General features: G+C 64.5%; 17 protein-coding genes. 10 read left to right on the top strand and 7 right to left on the bottom strand.

Annotated elements, in window-relative coordinates; translation table 11 throughout:
* Positions 1-47 precede the first annotated feature (47 nt).
* Both DY201_RS19370 and DY201_RS19375 read right to left on the bottom strand, forming a co-directional pair.
* Positions 48-1196, bottom strand: coding sequence for an HlyD family secretion protein (locus tag DY201_RS19370; RefSeq protein WP_115732601.1), 1149 nt, complete (start codon positions 1194-1196; stop codon positions 48-50).
* A complete protein-coding gene (locus tag DY201_RS19375) occupies positions 1193-1663 on the bottom strand; it encodes a MarR family winged helix-turn-helix transcriptional regulator (protein ID WP_115733886.1) in 471 nt (156 codons plus the stop codon). Before DY201_RS19375 ends, DY201_RS19370 begins: the two co-directional genes overlap by 4 nt.
* A gap of 170 nt (positions 1664-1833) precedes the next feature.
* On the opposite strand from DY201_RS19375, the gene DY201_RS19380 reads away from it, so the two are divergent.
* From DY201_RS19380 to DY201_RS19395, 4 genes are all read left to right on the top strand, one after another.
* Positions 1834-2448, top strand: coding sequence for a DsbA family protein (locus DY201_RS19380; protein WP_115732602.1), 615 nt, complete (start codon positions 1834-1836; stop codon positions 2446-2448).
* A gap of 158 nt (positions 2449-2606) precedes the next feature.
* Positions 2607-2903: a co-chaperone GroES gene (gene groES / locus DY201_RS19385; protein ID WP_018427182.1), complete on the top strand. Its 297-nt coding sequence runs from the start codon at positions 2607-2609 to the stop codon at positions 2901-2903.
* A 64-nt stretch (positions 2904-2967) separates the two neighbouring features.
* Positions 2968-4623 carry a chaperonin GroEL gene (gene groL / locus DY201_RS19390; RefSeq protein WP_115732603.1) on the top strand — a complete coding sequence of 552 codons (1656 nt, stop codon included), beginning with the start codon at positions 2968-2970 and terminating at the stop codon, positions 4621-4623.
* A gap of 414 nt (positions 4624-5037) precedes the next feature.
* Complete coding sequence (locus DY201_RS19395; protein ID WP_115732604.1) at positions 5038-6435, top strand: MATE family efflux transporter; 1398 nt, start codon at positions 5038-5040, stop codon at positions 6433-6435.
* Positions 6436-6683: 248 nt separating this feature from the next.
* Here the strand turns inward: DY201_RS19395 and DY201_RS19400 are convergent, their stop codons facing one another.
* On the bottom strand, positions 6684-8147 hold the full coding sequence (locus DY201_RS19400; protein WP_425358738.1) for a patatin-like phospholipase family protein: 1464 nt from the start codon (positions 8145-8147) through the stop codon (positions 6684-6686).
* 72 nt (positions 8148-8219) lie between these two features.
* Positions 8220-8534, bottom strand: a complete 315-nt coding sequence (locus DY201_RS19405) for an EthD family reductase (RefSeq protein WP_115732606.1) — start codon at positions 8532-8534, stop codon at positions 8220-8222.
* Between the two features lie 388 nt (positions 8535-8922).
* On the opposite strand from DY201_RS19405, the gene DY201_RS19415 reads away from it, so the two are divergent.
* The 4 genes from DY201_RS19415 to DY201_RS19430 all read left to right on the top strand — a co-directional run bounded on the left by DY201_RS19415 (position 8923) and on the right by DY201_RS19430 (position 11919).
* Positions 8923-9102: a CsbD family protein gene (locus DY201_RS19415; protein ID WP_115732608.1), complete on the top strand. Its 180-nt coding sequence runs from the start codon at positions 8923-8925 to the stop codon at positions 9100-9102.
* Positions 9103-9319: 217 nt separating this feature from the next.
* The gene (gene fumC / locus DY201_RS19420; RefSeq protein WP_115733887.1) at positions 9320-10717 is read left to right on the top strand and encodes a class II fumarate hydratase; all 1398 of its coding nucleotides are present in this window, start codon (positions 9320-9322) and stop codon (positions 10715-10717) included.
* 214 nt (positions 10718-10931) lie between these two features.
* On the top strand, positions 10932-11357 hold the full coding sequence (locus DY201_RS19425) for a DoxX family protein (RefSeq protein WP_115732609.1): 426 nt from the start codon (positions 10932-10934) through the stop codon (positions 11355-11357).
* A gap of 148 nt (positions 11358-11505) precedes the next feature.
* A complete protein-coding gene (locus DY201_RS19430; protein WP_115732610.1) occupies positions 11506-11919 on the top strand; it encodes a DoxX family protein in 414 nt (137 codons plus the stop codon).
* Positions 11920-11943: 24 nt separating this feature from the next.
* Here DY201_RS19430 and ppx read toward each other — a convergent pair whose 3' ends face one another.
* Positions 11944-13476: an exopolyphosphatase gene (gene ppx / locus DY201_RS19435; RefSeq protein ID WP_115732611.1), complete on the bottom strand. Its 1533-nt coding sequence runs from the start codon at positions 13474-13476 to the stop codon at positions 11944-11946.
* Positions 13476-15683: an RNA degradosome polyphosphate kinase gene (locus DY201_RS19440; protein ID WP_115732612.1), complete on the bottom strand. Its 2208-nt coding sequence runs from the start codon at positions 15681-15683 to the stop codon at positions 13476-13478. The genes ppx and DY201_RS19440 overlap by 1 nt, the downstream gene beginning before the upstream one ends.
* 152 nt (positions 15684-15835) lie before the next feature.
* Between DY201_RS19440 and DY201_RS19445 the strand changes: the two genes are divergently transcribed.
* Together DY201_RS19445 and DY201_RS19450 are read left to right on the top strand one after the other, a co-directional pair.
* Positions 15836-16084: a zinc-finger domain-containing protein gene (locus DY201_RS19445; RefSeq protein ID WP_115732613.1), complete on the top strand. Its 249-nt coding sequence runs from the start codon at positions 15836-15838 to the stop codon at positions 16082-16084.
* Between the two features lie 15 nt (positions 16085-16099).
* Positions 16100-17350, top strand: coding sequence for an FAD-dependent monooxygenase (locus DY201_RS19450; RefSeq protein ID WP_115732614.1), 1251 nt, complete (start codon positions 16100-16102; stop codon positions 17348-17350).
* On the opposite strand, the gene DY201_RS19455 is transcribed toward DY201_RS19450, so the two are convergent.
* On the bottom strand, positions 17293-18009 hold the full coding sequence (locus DY201_RS19455; RefSeq protein ID WP_115732615.1) for a TIGR02117 family protein: 717 nt from the start codon (positions 18007-18009) through the stop codon (positions 17293-17295). The two genes, DY201_RS19450 and DY201_RS19455, sit on opposite strands and share 58 nt — an antisense overlap.
* Positions 18010-18052 lie beyond the last annotated feature (43 nt).

Here is an 18052-nt window from a genome sequence, read left to right on the forward strand (position 1 = left end):
GGCCGGAACGACTTCGAAAATTCACTTGGACATTGAGGTGACGGCGCTTATTCCGCTGCCACCGCGTGACCGAAAATGCTGCCGAAGCCGCGCGACACGCCGGTGTCGATCGACACCGAGGCGCTCATGCCGGTGCGCATGGCGAGGCCTGCCTCTGTCGTATCGACCTTGATCCTGACGGGAATGCGCTGGGTGACCTTGACCCAGTTGCCGGTGGCGTTCTGGGCCGGCAGCAGCGAGAACTCGGCGCCGGTGCCCGCGCCGATCGCCTCGACCGTGCCGCGGAAGGTGCGGTCCGGATAGGTGTCGAGCACGATCTCGGCCTCCTGGCCCGGCTTCATGTGGGTCAGCTGCGTTTCCTTGAAATTCGCCTCGATCCAGGTGTCGCCTGTCTCGACGAGGCTGAACAGCGCGGTGCCGGTGCCGACGAACTGGCCGACCTTGAAGGACGCGGCCTGCGAGACGACGCCGTCGGCGGGCGCGCGAACCGTCGTCTGGGCCAGGTTGAAGGCAGCGCTGTCGCGGGCGGCGAGCGCCGACAGGACCGTCGGGTGCTTGTCCGTCTCGATATCGGGATTGCCGCCAAGCGCTGCCTTGGCGCTGGCGATGCCCTGCACCGCGGCACTGTGCTGCTCCTGGGCCTTGTCGAGATCCATGCGGGCTTCGTCGAGCGACGACTTGGTGTTGACGCCCTTGGTGACCAGGCCGTTGCTGCGGTCGAACTGCGCCTGGGCGTAGTCGAGGCCACTGGCAGCGACCCGCTCCTGGGCCACCGCCTGGCTGTAGGCGGCGCGAAGCTGCTCGACATTGAGGCGGGCTGCGGCCAGGGCTGCGTCCGACTGCGCCAAGGCAATCCTGTAGGGCTCGGGATCGACCTCGAACAGCACGTCGCCTGATTTCACCGTCGTGTTGTCGGTAACGTCGACCTTGACGATGCGGCCCGCGGCTTCCGAGGCGATGTTGACCTTGGCCTGGCGCAGATTGGCGTTTTCGGTTTCCTGATAGCGGCCACCGGTCACCCAGAAATAGCCGCCGCCGACCACCAGGGCCAAAGGCAATGCCGCCATCAACAGAACGCGGCCACGCTTCTTCGGCGCCGGCGCAGGGGGCGCGATCACGGGCTGGAGCTGGGTTGCGGCCGCGCTATCCAGCTCGACCTTTGCGCTGTTCTCGTTCACTTTCGCCACCGCGTTCATTTCTTCGTCTCTCTCAAACAATTCGCATCCGTGGGCTCGCCAGCGGAAAGGTTGTCGATAATGGTGCGCAGGCCATGGACCGTGGCCAGGCGCTCTTCATCGGAAAGTCCTGCCAGCGCCTTCTCGTACACTTCACCGGCCACTGCCTTGACCTTGGAAAAGGCTTCCAGCGCCTTGTCGGTCGGAAAGATCATGCGCACACGTCTATCGGCGGCGCCCTGGCGCCGCTCGATCCAGCCGCCCTCCTCCATCCGATCCAGCAGTCGCGAGACGCTGATCGGCTCGATTTCGAGAAGCTCGGCAAGACGCGCCTGCGCCACGCCCTCTTCCTTGACCAGCCGGACCAGCAGGCGCCATTGCGCCGCCGACAGCCCGAATTCGCTGCCGCGCTGCTCGAAACTGCGCCGCACCAGCCTTGCCGCGTCGTGGATCAGGAAGCCCAGCCTGTCGATGCCTTCGTTTTTCATGAGCGGCATATATTATAAGCATGCTTACCATTCAAGCGGCGTTTTTGCATTGCACAGCTGCATTCACGTCCCGGCATTCACATCATCGTGTGCCGGCGCGGCGATTAGGCGACTGTTAATCATGCCCGCTCATCGTCTAGGAGATCGCGACGAAAAACAGGATCGATCGCATGCCGGACCCCTCGCCCAACCGGCGTCATATCCTCAAGCTTGTTGCTGGCCTTGGCGCTCTGGCGCCGCTGCCACTTTGGGCCAACCCGATGCCGACGGTGGAAGACGTCGCCTTCGACCCCGACATTCCCGCACTCGGCAATCCGGACGGCGACGTCACCATCGTCGAATTCACCGACTACCAATGCCCCTATTGCAAGCTGAGCTTCCTGCAGCTGTCGGAGGTGATGAAGGAAGATACGGGCATCCGCCTGGTGCTGCGCGACTGGCCGATCTTCGGCGAGATCTCGCGCAATGCCGCCCTGCTGACCCTGGCCTCCAACAGCCAGGGCCGCTATGCCGACGCCGTGCACACGCTGATGGCGACACGCGACCGGCTGACATTCCGCAGCACCGCCAAACTGCTCGGCGAGGCCGGCATCGATGTCGAGCGCGCGCGCGGCGACCTCGCGGCCGGGCAGGACGTGCTGGTCGGGGTGCTTCAGCGCAATGCGGCACAGGCCAGCGCCTTCCAGCTTCAGGGCACGCCCGGCTTCCTGATCGGCAAGGCGCTCTACAAGCGCGGCATGACCTCAGACGACTTCCGCAAGGCCGTTGGCCAGGCACGCGCCTGACACCCCCAAAAACTCGCTGTCGCGGAGCTGTCATTCCCTTGACAGCCGAGGGGTGGCGGACTATCTCAGCGGCACGTTAGCACTCGCCTGAAGTGAGTGCTAACCAAGTCCGGTTCAGCCGGACCGAGGGTTCTCAACAGTTCACCGAGGAAGTTCAAATGGCAAAGTCGAAGTTCCGCCCGCTTCATGACCGCGTGGTCGTTCGCCGGGTCGAATCCGAATCCAAGACCGCCGGCGGGATCATCATCCCTGATACGGCCAAGGAAAAGCCGCAGGAAGGCGAAATCGTCGCCGTCGGCTCCGGCGCGCGCGATGAAGCCGGCAAGCTCGTTCCGCTGGACGTCAAGGCTGGTGACCGCGTGCTGTTCGGCAAGTGGTCGGGCACCGAAGTGAAGCTCAATGGCGAAGACCTTCTGATCATGAAGGAATCCGACATCATGGGCATCATCGGCTAATCGCCACCCATCCGCACCATCCAATCTGAAATTCGGGCCGTAAAGGCCCATCGAGGAGCTTAAAATGGCTGCTAAAGACGTAAAGTTCTCCCGTGACGCCCGCGAGCGCATGCTGCGCGGTGTCAACATCCTCGCCGACGCGGTGAAGGTGACGCTCGGTCCGAAGGGCCGCAACGTCGTCATCGACAAGTCGTTCGGCGCCCCGCGCATCACCAAGGACGGCGTCACCGTCGCCAAGGAAATCGAGCTTGAAGACAAGTTCGAGAACATGGGCGCGCAGATGGTCCGCGAAGTTGCTTCGAAGACCAACGACATCGCCGGCGACGGCACCACGACCGCGACCGTTCTGGCCCAGGCCATCGTTCAGGAAGGCCACAAGGCCGTTGCCGCCGGCATGAACCCGATGGACCTGAAGCGCGGCATCGACCTCGCCGTTGCTGAAGTCGTCACCCACCTCGTCAAGAGCTCGAAGAAGATCAAGACTTCGGAAGAAGTCGCTCAGGTCGGCACCATCTCGGCAAACGGCGAGAAGGAAATCGGCTCGATGATCGCTGAAGCGATGCAGAAGGTCGGCAACGAAGGCGTCATCACGGTTGAAGAAGCCAAGACCGCCGAGACCGAGCTGGAAGTCGTCGAAGGCATGCAGTTCGACCGCGGCTACCTCAGCCCCTACTTCGTCACCAACCCCGACAAGATGGTTGCTGACCTCGAAGACGCCTACATCCTGCTGCACGAGAAGAAGCTGTCGAACCTCCAGGCGATGCTGCCGGTCCTCGAGGCCGTCGTGCAGACCTCGAAGCCGCTGCTCATCATCTCGGAAGACGTCGAAGGCGAGGCTCTGGCCACGCTCGTCGTTAACAAGCTGCGTGGCGGCCTGAAGATCGCTGCCGTCAAGGCTCCGGGCTTCGGCGATCGCCGCAAGGCCATGCTGGAAGACATCGCCATCCTGACCGGTGGCCAGGTCATCTCGGAAGACCTCGGCATCAAGCTCGAGAACGTCGGCCTCAACATGCTCGGCCGCGCCAAGAAGGTGTCGATCTCCAAGGAGAACACCACCATCGTCGACGGCGCCGGCAAGAAGGCCGAGATCCAGGGCCGCGTCGCCCAGATCAAGCAGCAGATCGAAGAGACCACGTCGGACTACGACAAGGAGAAGCTGCAGGAACGTCTCGCCAAGTTGGCAGGCGGCGTTGCCGTCATCCGCGTCGGCGGTGCGACCGAGATCGAGGTCAAGGAGCGCAAGGACCGCGTAGATGACGCGCTGAACGCAACCCGCGCCGCTGTCGAAGAAGGCATCGTTCCTGGCGGTGGCGTTGCCCTGCTGCGTTCGTCGCTCGCCATCAAGGCTGTCGGCGAGAACTCCGACCAGGCTGCCGGCATCAACATCGTCCGTCGCGCTCTGCAGGCTCCGGCCCGCCAGATCGCTGCGAACGCTGGTGCCGAAGCTTCGATCGTTGCCGGCAAGATCCTCGAGAACAAGACGGCTACCTTCGGCTACAACGCCCAGACCGGCGAATATGGCGACATGATCGCTTTCGGTATCGTCGATCCGGTCAAGGTCGTTCGTACGGCTCTGCAGGACGCAGCCTCGGTTGCCGGCCTGCTCGTCACCACCGAAGCCATGATCGCCGAAGCCCCGAAGAAGGATTCGGGCGCTGCTGGCGGCATGCCGGGCGGCATGGGCGGCGGCATGGGCGGTATGGGCGGCATGGACTTCTAAGAAGTCCAGCTTCCAGAAGCTTACGGAAAGGGCGCCTTCGGGCGCCCTTTTTCGTTACAGTAGTTGGCGCTGAGCAATCGGCTCTTTACCGGGGCGCACGACCGAAACGCCGGCGTTTGCGAATACAGCGATGCGCTTGCCATCGAGTAACAGAAGTGTTTGCCGCCTGGCTTGCGGATACCGCCGCGGGCGTTTTCGGGCGCCCTTCTTGCCCCTGTCAGCAAGACGCGCCCACGGCGCCGGATTGACAGCGTGCATCCACCGGCCTAGTGAGCGCCCGGGGCATGAAGGGCCCGCCGCCCGCAGCGCAAGCACGGTAAAGCCTTCGCCATGTCAGTCGAAACCGACGCATCAGACCAATGGCAATGCGGGCCCCATTTGATCTCCGTTTGATGCGCTATCGGAGACGACGAGATGACCTCCCTCGACCCTAAGGGCGCGAATGCCTTCCTGCATGCCCCCTTGCCCGGCCTTTTCCTCAGGACGGCTTTACCCATCATCCTGATCATGGCCACCAACGGCCTGCTCGCCATCGTCGATGCCTATTTCCTCGGCGCCTATGTCGGGCCCGACGCGCTGGCAGCCGTCACCCTGATGTTCCCGGCCTTCATGCTGCTCGTTGCCTTGTCGACGCTGGTGGCAAGCGGCATGGCGAGCCAGCTCGCCCGCCTGCTCGGCGCCGGTGACCTCGACAAGGCGCGGGCGACATTCCTCGATGCGCACGGCCTGGCCCTGCTCGTCTGCGCGCTGGCGATCGCTGCGTTTCTGCTCGGCGGCAGGGAACTCGCCTTGCGGCTCGCCAACGGATCGCAGCCGCTTGCCGAGATGGGCTACAGCTACATCTCCATCCTGGTCTGGGCTGCGCCGCTGATGTTTGCGCTGTCGCTCAATGGCGACGGGCTGCGCAGCGAAGGCCGCCTCGGCATCGTCGCGGCGGCCAATCTGCTGACGTCGGTTGCCAATGCCGGCTTGAACTACCTGCTCATCGTCGGCTTCGACTACGGTGTATCAGGCTCGGCGGTGGGCACCGTGCTGGCCCAGCTGATGGCCGTCGCCTTCATCGTCGTCTACAGGCTGCGCGCCGGCACGGTGCTGCAATATGCGCTGGTTCCCTCGATGCGCTGGACTGCCGCCTGGCGGCAATTGTTGTCGCTCGGGGCGCCGCAGAGCCTGAGCTTCATCGGCATCTCGCTGCTCGCCGCTTCGGTCATCACGGCGACGCAGCTGTGGGAAGGCGAGGCCTATGCCACGACCGTTGCCGCCTACGGCATCATCACCCGCATCATGACCTTTGCCTTCCTGCCAATGCTCGGGCTGAACATGGCGATGCAGACCATTGTCGGCAACAATTTCGGCGCCGGCCTGTGGCTGCGCTCGGATGCCGGCCTCAAGCTCGGCCTCGTGCTGGCGCTGGGCTATTGCGCGCTGTTCGAGGCGGCGATGCTGCTGAGCCATGGCAGCCTGGGCGCGATCTTCGTCGACGATCCGGCGACACAGAGCGAAGTCGCCCGCATCCTGCCGATGACGGTGTCGCTCTACATCCTGGCCGGCCCTGTGATGATGCTGTCGGGTTACTTCCAGGCCATCGGCGATGCCCGCCGCGCCCTGCTGCTCAGCGTCGCGCGCACCTATCTGTTCGCCATCCCGCTGACCATCGGCCTGCCCTACATGCTGGGCGAACGCGGCATCTGGCTGGCCGCGCCCATGGCCGAACTGCTGATGGTACTGGTGGTCTCGGCGCTGCTGTTGCATGCAAGGGCGAGAACCGGCTTTGCCTGGGGCCTGTTCCGGGCCAAAGCCGCCATCGCCTGAGACGGCGTCGAAAAAACTTCGACGTTTTTTCGAAACGGGCGGAACCTTTCTGCCGCCCGCGCATTGATGTGATGTCGTCGGTACCGGAAGAAGCAATTCAGAAGGAAAATCGAACGGCGAAAAGGACGCCTCCAGCACTCTCAAAGGTGCGGGAGGCGTTCTTTTTTGTGCCTTCGGCGAACCATCGCTTTGTGCCTTCGGCGAACGATTGCTTTGTGCCTTCGGCGATCCGGCGCAATGCTCGCGGCTCAGTTTGCGCCGCCCGAGGCGACCTGCTGTTGGCCAAGCACGTGGTCGAGCACGCGGGCATGGCTGCGGATGTCGGCGACGGCCTCCTGGAAGCTGTCATTACTCCGAAGCGCCTCGCGTCCTGCCGCAATCGTCAGGTCGACCTGTTCGACGGGCAGCTTCAGCCGCGTCGGCACGCGGTTCAGCTTTGCCTGGGCCGCAGGGTCGAGATCGGCAAATGACAGATGTTCGAGGACGAGCCGCACATCGCGGCAATTCCAGCCGGCCAGCGAACCGCGATAACGTCTGACCGTTTCCGCCGACAGGCTGCAGCGGTAGCGGATCAGTTCGCCGCGCCACTCCTCCACGGCAAATTTGAGCGCATCGAGCTGATCGCGAACGGCAGCTGAGAAGGTCGTGTTGGTCACCGCCTCGAGCAGGTCGCCGAGGCCCGGACCGCGTATGGTTTCGCCCCAGTCGACATCGTCCTCGCGACCGGCATCGGCAACGATGAACAACAAGGTCCGCAACTTGACGGCCGCGGCCGGCGACAGCGGACCGTAGGGCGTGCCGGCCGACGAGCGCTCGATGGTGAAACCGGTAATGCCGAGATTGTCGGTCAGCCCGCCGTCGAGCAGCTTCACATAGTCGAGCCGGTCCTCGTGCTGATAGGTCTTCAAGGCGCCGGCATAGGCCTTGAGCCGCACCGAGGCATCGGGATCGGCAAGCGCGCGGCTCAGCCACGCAGGCTGGCTGTAGCCGCATTTCGGCATGGTCGCCGACAGGACGACCGGTGCGAAGACCATGGGAACCGCGGCTGACGCTGCAACGGCATCGGACAGCCTGACCTTGTCGAGATCGCTGCACAGGGCAGCGAAAGTGTCATAGGTGAACAGGAACGGCGTGCGATTGTAGATGTCGGAGGCGTTTATCCAGACGATCGGGGCATCGGGTCGCCTGAAATTCGCATAGGTCGCGCCGTTGAAAAGATTGTCCTCGAGCCATCTGGCGAAGCCGTTGCGGTCGTTGACGCCGCCATTGAGCGCGCGCGCCAGGTTGACCGGCGATAGCGTCGACGTCCTGAGATAGGCTTCGGCGTCCTTGACCAGGAAGCGCTCGCGGAAATCACGGTAGTCGTCCCGCCCCCTGTAGCCGAAATAGGATGCCGCCACCGCCCCGCCCGAAGCGCCCGATATCATGCGGATATCGTCGACGAGGCTGCGCGCCACCGGATGTTCGTCGATGATGGTGTCGTCGAGTTCGCGCAACACGCCATAGGCGAAAGCTGCCGCCCGCGTGCCGCCGCCGGAAAAACTCAGGCCCACCACCGTCGAGCCGTCATCGCCGATATCGGGGATGAATTCCGGCGAGGCCTGGCCGACATGGGCGGTCAGCGTGTTGATCGGGCCGACGTCGCTCGCGACGCAGCCGGCTGCCGACACTCCCGCCACCACGGCCCAGGCCGCGCGCATTGCCAACCGCATCCCCACCTCCGATGCCCGACAAGATCCGGCTGAGCCTAGCTCACCGTTTCATAAAGCGCATCCAGATTTGCCCTAGCCTGCAACGACTTCGCTGATCTGCACGATGGGGGCGATGTCGGTATAGTTGGCGACATCAGCGGCGATCTCGGCGCGGTGGGGAGCCAATGCTTCCTGGAAGGTCGCCAGGTAAGGCGAGTAGACGTGGCATGCTGCGACGAACTCCGGCGCGCTTCCGGCTTCGCGACCCGCAAGGCCCTTGTCGATCTCGTAGCGCAGGCAGGCATCGCCGAGCCGTTCCTGGAGCAGTGGCATATGGCGGGTGCGGTAGTAGTCGTGATCGAAGGTCGAACCGCCATCGGCCCTGTAGTAGACACTCATCTTGATCATGGTCGGGCTCCTGCCTGAACGTCTCTCCGAGCGTTCGCCGGGCCTTTCTAGCTCGCCGACTGGTGACGCGCATCCCGATTTGGTTGATCCAGTTTGGCGAGAGCATGGTGGTTTTCGCTATGCTCTTCGAAGCAGCGGCCACGGCACGGAAGTTCCTGAGATTGCTGAACACGCAGTCGACGATGTTGCGGCACCGACAGAAGCAGGCGCTGGACGGCGGGCGGCGTTTGCGGCTGGCCCATCAGCAGCTCCCTTCAAGACCAGAACCTTGCAGCTCCCGCCAGCAGGTCATCAGCGACCCGACCAGGCAACATCGCGGCAACCGGGCGCCGGAACCGTAATGCATGCCGAACGTTGTGCTGCGCCACATAGCCACAGGAGATGCGAAATGGTGAACAAGGATCAGGTCAAGGGCGTTGCCAAGCAGGTAACCGGTTCGGTCAAGGAAGCCGCCGGCAAGGCCACCGGCGACAAGACGACCCAGGCCAAGGGCACGGCCGAGAAGATCGCCGGCAAGGTGCAGAAGGCCTATGGCGACACCAAGGAAAAGATCAAGAAGGCGCTTTGACCGCCCGATCTCGTGACCATAAAGGCGGCTTCGGCCGCCTTTTTTCGTCGCCCCGTTCCGGTCCCGATTCTGGTCCGGGGCCGGTCCCGGCTGTCGATCCGCAAACGACCTCCCAGTTGAACCGATTAGGATTTCGGCACGCCCCAATCTCCGCTTGAAGCGATGTGTGCAACGCGATAGGCCGATGCCCGCAACGAGATTTTTCGGAGACCTGATCGTGACAGCCCAGAAGACCAGAACCGAGACAGACACCTTCGGACCGATCGAGGTCGCCTCCGACCGCTATTGGGGTGCGCAGGCGCAGCGCTCGCTGGGCAATTTCAAGATCGGCTGGGAAAAGCAGCCGCTGTCGGTGGTGCGGGCGCTCGGCATCGTCAAGCGCGCCGCCGCCGAAGCCAACATGGCGCTCGGCCGGCTCGACCCCAAGATCGGCAACACCGTGGTTGCCGCTGCCCAGGAAGTCATCGACGGCAAGCTCAACGACCATTTCCCGCTGGTGGTCTGGCAGACCGGCTCGGGCACGCAGTCGAACATGAATGCCAATGAGGTGATCTCCAACCGCGCCATCGAGATGCTGGGCGGCGAGATGGGCTCGAAGAAGCCGGTCCACCCCAACGACCACGTCAATATGAGCCAGTCGTCCAACGACACCTATCCGACGGCCATGCACATCGCCTGCGCCGAGCGCATCGTCCACGACCTGCTGCCGGCGCTGAAGCACCTGCATGCCGCCCTCGACAAGAAGGCGCGCGAATTCGACCACATCATCAAGATCGGCCGCACCCACACCCAGGACGCGACGCCGCTGACGCTGGGCCAGGAATTCGGCGGTTATGCCGCCCAGGTCGCCTCGTCGATCAAGCGCATCGAGCTGACCCTGCCCGGCCTGCAGGAACTGGCCCAGGGCGGCACCGCCGTCGGCACCGGCCTCAACGCGCCGGTCGGCTTCGCCGAAAAGGTCGCCGAGAGCATTGCCGCCATCACCGGCATCGCCTTCGTCACCGCGCCGAACAAGTTCGAGGCACTCGCCGCCCACGATTCGATGGTCTTCTCGCATGGCGCCATCAATTCGGCCGCCGCTGCCCTGTTCAAGATCGCCAACGACATCCGCTTCCTCGGCTCGGGCCCGCGCTCCGGCCTCGGCGAGCTGTCGCTGCCGGAAAACGAGCCGGGCTCGTCGATCATGCCGGGCAAGGTCAACCCGACCCAGTGCGAAGCACTGACCCAGGTCTGCGTCCAGGTGTTCGGCAACAATGCAGCGCTGACCTTCGCCGGCAGCCAGGGCCATTTCGAGCTCAACGTCTACAACCCCGTCATGGCCTACAACTTCCTGCAGTCGGTGCAGCTGATGGCCGACGCTGCGATCTCCTTCACCGACAATTGCGTCGTCGGCATCGAAGCGCGCGAAGACAACATCAAGGCAGCGCTCGACCGCTCGCTGATGCTGGTGACGGCGCTGGCGCCGACGATCGGCTACGACAACGCCGCCAAGATCGCCAAGACCGCGCACAAGAACGGCACCACATTGCGCGACGAAGCGCTGGCGACGGGGTTGGTCAGCGCCGAGGATTACGACCGCATCGTTCGTCCCGAGGACATGACCCGTCCGGGCTGATCGTCTTCCCGCTGATCACAGGTTTGATCCATCGAAACGGCGCGGCAGTCACCTGCCGCGCCGTCTCTTTTGGTACGTGCCGCGCATCGTCCGGCCAATGGTTTCGGAGCAAACCGTTCTCTTGGTGAACGATCTGTCGACATATTCGCACCTTTAGTGAACAGTCCGAATCCACTAGGTGTTGGGCATCGAATTTCAACGGAGCCCCAAGCCCATGTCCAATGCTTCCATTGCCACCGCAAAGTCCGGCCTCAGCACCAACGCCTCGGCCCTCACCCTCGCCGGCCGCGTGCTTCTGTCGGCCATCTTCATCCTCGCCGGCTTTGCCAAGCTGACCGCCATTTCAGGCACCGCCGGCTGGTTCGCCAGCATCGGCCTGCCGCTGCCGACCGCAACCACCGTCGTCGTCGGCCTGGTTGAACTGGTTGGCGGCATCGCCATCCTGGTCGGCTTCCAGACCCGCATCGCTGCGATCGTGCTCGGCCTGTTCACTCTGGCTGCCACCGCGGTTGCCCATCTCGACTTCGCCGACCAGGTCCAGGTGATGTTCCTGCAGAAGAACCTCGCCATTGCCGGCGGCCTGTTCGTGCTCGCCGCCTTCGGCGCCGGCGCCCTGTCGATCGACGGCCGCCGCCGCTAAACCGCCGATATCCTCCCAACAATGGCCCGGGCTCGTCCCGGGCTTTTTTGTGCCCTGGCACTGTTTGTGCCCTGGCCCTGCCGCCGGTTCGCGACGGTGATGACATCGAAGGTGAGCCGGTGCATCCTGCGGCGACGAGGATATGCCGATGCTCAACAGCCTGTTGCTGCTTCTAGCCAGAATTCTGATCGCCGCGCTGTTCGTGCCGGCGGGCATCGGCACGCTGTCCAACATCTCAGGCGCGGCAGGCTATTTCGCCGGCATCGGCTTTCCCCTGCCAACCATCGTCGCTTTGGCAGTCGGGCTGTTCGAACTGGCCGGCGGCTTGCTGGTGCTCACAGGCTTCCAGTCGCGCATCGTGCCCGTGCTGCTGGCCGCCTTTGCGCTCGCCGCCGGCTTCATCGGCCATTACGGCCAGGGCGGCGACAATGCTGCCATGGCCTTCATGCACCAGCAGGCGCTGATGAAGGACATCGCCACCGCGGGCGGCTTGCTGGCGCTCTCAGTTGCAGGCGCAGGGGCGCTGTCGCTCGACCGGATCCTGAAGCGCCAGCCTATTTGACCGCGATGCCATTTGACCGAGATGCTATTTGACTGAGATGCTCGGGCCGTCCTCGACCGCCAGCACCAGCTTGCGGCCGGTGACCTTGGCAAGCTGGGCGAGACGCCCGGCGGGGCGTTCGCCATAGAGCTGGCCGAACTCCGACGGGATCACCAGCGCGAGCGCATTGCCCCTGTTTTCCCAGCGCAGCTTCGGCATCACCCCCGGCATCGAGGCCGAGAGCAGATAGACCACGCGCATCATCGCGCCGAGGATGCGGGCACGCTCGAGATAGCGCGGCGTCGCCAGTTCCTTGAGTTCCGGGGCGAAGCTGTCGTTGAAGACGCCGTCATGGCGGAACAGATTGGCGAGCGCCAGGAAGGCGCGGCCGGGATGATCGACGCCGATGAACGAGGCATGCGCGATGATGTTGAGCGACTGCCGCCCGCGATATTCCGGGTGCGCCCGCCAGCCGATGTCGGCGAGCAGGCAGGCGGCGTGGCGATAACGCGCCTCCTCCTCGGTCTCCTCGATGCCGAAGGCGGCGAAGGACTGCTTGGTCCACTCGGTCAGTTCATGGGCATGGCGCACCGAGCGTGCGCGCAGCACGGCCAGTTCCTCGGCTGCCGAAATCAGCGGATCGGCGCGCTGTTCCTGCTCTTCGAGCAGCGAAAACAGAAAACCCTCGCGCACGCCGAGCGCCGACACCACGATCTTCTCCGGCTTCATCGCCGTGATGATCTCCTGCAGCACCAGCGCGCCATAGGGCAGCAGCGAACGGCGGTTCTTGGACACGCCTTCGATGCCCTTGATCTTCTCGACCTCGCCGCGCGCCACCTGGCGCAGGAACGGCACGAGGCTGACCGGATCCATCTCGTAGTGGTGCATCACCTCGAGCGGGTAGTTGGAGGTGTTCATGTGCAACCGGGCGAGGTTTCGCCAGGTGCCGCCGACGGCATAGAAGGTCCTGCCCTGCCCGCCCTTGAGCAGCTTGGCGCGGGCGAGTTCGGCCTGCGCGATCTTCGCCGCCGTAACCGGCGAGCCCTTGGCCATGTCCTGCAGCCTGAGGCCGCCCAGCGGCAAGGTGATGCCGTCGCCGATGGCTTCGCCCCTGACGTCGACGAGTTCGAGGCTGCCGCCGCCGAGGTCGCCGGCGATGCCGTCGGCGGGATGGAAGCCGGAGATGACGCCGAGCGCCGAATAATGCGCTTCCTCGCGGCCGGTCAGCACCTGGATCTTGGTGCCCAGCACATCCTCGGCGCGCTGGATGAAATCGGGACCGTTGATGGCCTCACGGGCGGCGGCGGTTGCCAGCACATACATCTTCTCGGCGCCGGCCTGCTCCGACAGCGCCCGGAAGCGCCGGAACTCCTCCATCGAGCGGGTCACGCCCTCGGGGTCGAGCTTGCCGGTGGAGACGATGCCGCGGCCAAGGCCGGCCAGCATCTTCTCGTTGAACAGAAGGGTCGGCGAACGCGCCAACCCTTCATAGACGACAAGACGTATGGAGTTCGAGCCGATATCGATGATCGACAGCGGTCGGCGGTCCTTGAGCCGGCCCTGCGAAAGCTGCGCCATCAGGTGGCCGCTGCCTCCGCCTTCTTGCGGCGCTTGAACTGGGCAATGCGTTTGGGCGCGTGAGACTTCAGCGCGTCACCCCGTCCGGAGAGGCTCGGATTGGTCATGAAATATTCCTGCGCATTGAACGGCTCTTCGCCCTCGTCGAGCGTTATCCGCCGCGAGGTTCCATCCGCCAATACTTCGAAACTTTGCTGGTTGTCCATGATATTTCCCAGCATGACCTGGCCCAGCACCTGCTCGTGCACGGTCGAATGTTTGGCGATCGGCACCATGCATTCGACGCGGCGGTCGAGGTTGCGCGGCATCAGGTCGGCCGAGCTGATATAGACGATCGCCTCGTCCGAGGGCAGGCCATGGCCATTGCCGAAGCAATAGATGCGGCTGTGCTCGAGGAAGCGGCCGACGATCGACTTGACGCGGATGTTCTCCGACAGGCCGGGGACCTGCGGCCTGAGGCAGCAGATGCCGCGCACCACCAGATCGATCTCGACGCCGCTGCGGCTGGCGTCATAGAGCGCGTCGATCACGTCGGGATCGACAAGCGAGTTCATCTTCATCCAGATCTGCGCCGGCCGGCCGGCACGGGCGTGCTCGACCTCGTCGGCGATGTGCTTGAGGATGCGGCTGCGCAGCGTGTAGGGCGACAGCGCGATGCACATCTCGTCGGCCGGCTCGGCATAGCCGGTGATGAAGTTGAAGATATGCGCCACGTCACGCGCGATCGCCGAATCGGTGGTGAAGAACGACAGGTCGGTATAGATGCGCGCGGTGATCGGGTGGTAGTTGCCGGTGCCGAGATGGACGTAGTTGCGCAGGCGGCCGTCCTCGCGGCGCACCACCAGCGACATCTTGGCGTGGGTCTTGAGTTCGAGGAAACCGAACACAACCTGCACGCCGGCGCGCTCGAGATCGCGGGCCCAGCGGATGTTGGCCTCCTCGTCGAAACGCGCCTTGAGCTCGACCAGTGCGGTCACCGACTTGCCGGCCTCGGCAGCGTCGACGAGCGCGCGCACGATCGGGCTGTCGTTTGACGTGCGGTAGAGCGTCTGCTTGATCGCCACCACTTCCGGATCGATCGCCGCCTGGCGCAGGAACTGCACGACGACGTCGAAGGATTCGTAAGGGTGATGGACGACGAAGTCCTTCTCGCGGATTGCCGCGAAGCAGTCGCCGCGGTGATCACGGATGCGTTCGGGAAAGCGCGGGTTGAAGGGCGGGAACTTGAGGTCGTCACGCGCGAGCGAGACGATCTCCGAGATCTGGTTGATCGCCAGCGGCCCGTTCAGCACGCTGATGCGGTTGGCGGCGACACCGAGCTCGCCGGCGACGAATTCGCGCAGCTCGGCCGGCATCAGGCTGTCGAATTCGACGCGGATCACCGAGCCGCGGCGGCGGCGCTTGAGCGCGGTCTCGAACAGCCGGACAAGATCCTCCGACTCCTCCTCGACCTCGATATCGCTGTCGCGGATGATCTGGAAGGTGCCCGAGCCCTTGACCTCATAGCCGGGAAAGAGCTTGCCGATGAACAGGTTGACCGTTTCCTCGATCGGGATGAAGCGCACCGAGCGCTTGCGGTCGGGCAAGCGGATGTAGCGCTTGAGGGCGACCGGCAGGCGCAGCAGCGCCGTCATCTCCTCGCCGCTCTTGCGGTGGCGCAGCTGCAGGGCGATCGAGAAGCCGAGATTGGGGATGAAGGGGAACGGGTGCGCCGGGTCGATCGACAACGGCGTCAAGACGGGGAAGATCTGCCCCATGAAGTGATCTTCGAGCCAATTACGCTCTTCCTTGGTCAGGTCTGCCGAAGCGATGGTCTCGATGCCTTCGCGCTTGAGCAGTTCCAGCAGGCTGGCGAGGCTTTTCTGCTGGTCCTCCTGCAGCCGCTCGACCTCGTGCAGCAACTGGTCGAGCTGCTGTTCAGGCGTGCGGCCGTCGGCGCTGCGGATGGTGATGCCCTCGCGCACCTGCCCGGCGAGACCGGCGACGCGGACCATGAAGAACTCGTCGAGATTGCCGGCCGAGATCGACAGGAAGCGGACGCGTTCGAGCAGCGGATGGGTGGGGTTCTGCGATTGCTCGAGCACACGCCGGTTGAACTGCAGCCAGGAAAACTCGCGGTTGACGAAGCGATCCGGATTGCCATCGATGGCCCCGGTCGGCGACTTGTCGTTGACGAAATCGGTATGGACCGGCTTCAACTGATTCATAAACAAACCTTCCCCACTGCCGCGTTCCGCCGCTTATCCGGCTCAACTTATCCTCTGACAGGCAATTGCGACAGTTTCATTTCAGCATCTTGCAAACCCGCCGCTTATGATACAAACGCTCTGCAACAAGGTTCCTTAGAAGGGAAAATACCATGGCCGGCGGCTCCATCCCCCACTTCCAGAACGACGCTGGACATGCCGTGATCGAGATCGGCGTCAAGGAATTCATGTGCGTCGGCGCCACGGCACCGTTCGACCATCCGCATGTGTTCCTCGACATGGGCGCCGACGCCGAGAAGGTCTGCCCCTATTGCTCGACGCTGTATCGCTACTCCTCGAAGCTGAAGGCGACCGAGACCCAGCCGGCGGGTAGCCTCTACGTCGTCGACCGCGCCGCCTAAGACCCCAGCACGATCATGCAATCGCGGCCGGTCGTCATTGCAGGCGCCGGCATCGCCGGACTGACCGCAGCACTTGCCTTTGCCCGGCATGGCGTCCGCGTCCGCATCCGTGAACGCTCGCCGGTGCTCGAAGAAGTCGGCGCCGGCCTCCAGATCTCTCCCAATGCCACCCGCATTCTCGACCGCCTCGGCGTGCTCGACCTCGTCAGCGCCGCTGCCGTGCGCCCCGAAGCGGTGGTGCTGCGCGACGCGGCAACGCTTGTCGAGCGCGCCCGCGTGCCGCTTGGCGCTGCGGCCGAGCGACGCTGGAAAGCCCCTTACCTCGTCGCCCATCGCGCCGATCTGCAGTCGGCGCTGCTGGCACGCGCAAGCCAAAGCCCGCTGATCGAGATCGCCACCGGAGCGACCGTGGACACGGTCGAGGCGCGGGCGGACGGCCTCAGCGTGTCGGTGATGCAAGGCGGCATCGTCTCCCACGAGCAGACCGGCCTGTTCGTTGCCGCCGACGGCGTCTGGTCGGACAGCCGACGCCTTGTCGGCCCGCATGAAAAGAGCCGGTTCTCGGGCGAGCTCGCCTGGCGCACGACGATCCCCGTCGACAGCGAGCTCGGCCGGCAGTTCGCCGCACTGACCTCGCTTGCGACTGTCACGACCTTCCTGCATCCGGGCTTCCATCTCGTCGCCTATCCGGTCCGCGCCGGCCATGCGGTCAATCTCGTCGCCTTCACCCCAGGCACAGCGATCGCGGAGCAATGGTCCGGCGAAACCGATGCCGATGCGCTGCGGCGCGCCATGCAGGGCACCTCCGCTGCGCTCTCCAGGCTTGTCCAGGAGGCCGGGCCGTGGACGGTGTGGCCGCTGCACACAGTCGATCCGACCCGACCCTGGACCTCGGCATCCGGCATCGTGCTGATCGGCGATGCGGCGCACGCCATGACGCCCTTTGCCGCCCAGGGCGCGGCCATGGCGATCGAGGATGCCTGCACGCTGGCCGACGCCGTCGTTACGGCCTCGAACATGGCGGCCTCGAATATGGCGGCCGTGCTTTCGCAGTGGGAAGCGGCGCGCAAGATCCGCGTCGCCAAGGTGGCCCGGCGCGGCGCGCTCAACCATTTCGCCTGGCATGCGAGCGGGCCCGTGGCGCTCGCACGCAACCTGTTCCTCAGGCTCAAGTCGCCGGCGAGCCTGGCTGCCGACCTGGACTGGCTCTATGGCTGGACGCCGCCAGGCTGGACGCCGCCAGAACCGCCGGTTGGCCGGTTGTAGAGGCCGAGCGACAAGTTCAGCGTCACGGGCAGCGGGTTCCACCAGCCTGTCGTCAGGCCGGCTTCCCTCAGCGCCGCCGCCGTCCAGGTGTTGCAGCCGGCAAGTGCGTTGAACTTGCCATGGGCATTGAAGAAGCCGTCATATTCGCCATAGGCAACCCCGAAAATGCGCTGGGCGACGCCATCATCATCTCTGACGAAACTGCGGTCGATGAAATCGAGCATGGCGGCAAACCCCGCCTCGCCGAGCTCGAAACGCTGGACGGCCGGCTGTGGCAGGTCGACTTCGCCGGCAAGATCGACATGCATCACCGAGTCATCGAGGGTGAGTGCGGCAAACACCGGCCCAGGTTTCAGCTCCGACCAGGTCGGGGTGCCGATATAGAATTCCTTGCTGCCCCAGCCGAACACCAGGTAACGCGCCGCCGGCAGGTCGGCCTGGATGCCGAAATCGAGCAGGAAGCCGAATTTTTCGAGCACGGCATCGTCGATCGGCACGGCGATGTCGGTGTGGATCGGGTTGGTGAAGACGAGGATATGGCGCGGTGTCGCCTGATCGGCGGCACGCCCGAACAGCGGCCGCGGCACCAGCGTGCCCAGGGCGACCGCCGTCACGGCCACAAGCACGACAGCGCCCAGCAGACGTAGAACTTCTCTCACCTGCCGTCGTCCCCGCTTCGCAGCACCTGATGCAACAAAAAAG

Origin of the sequence: Aminobacter aminovorans (assembly GCF_900445235.1) — a bacterium.
In the GTDB taxonomy this organism is placed as follows: Bacteria; Pseudomonadota; Alphaproteobacteria; order Rhizobiales; family Rhizobiaceae; genus Aminobacter; species Aminobacter aminovorans.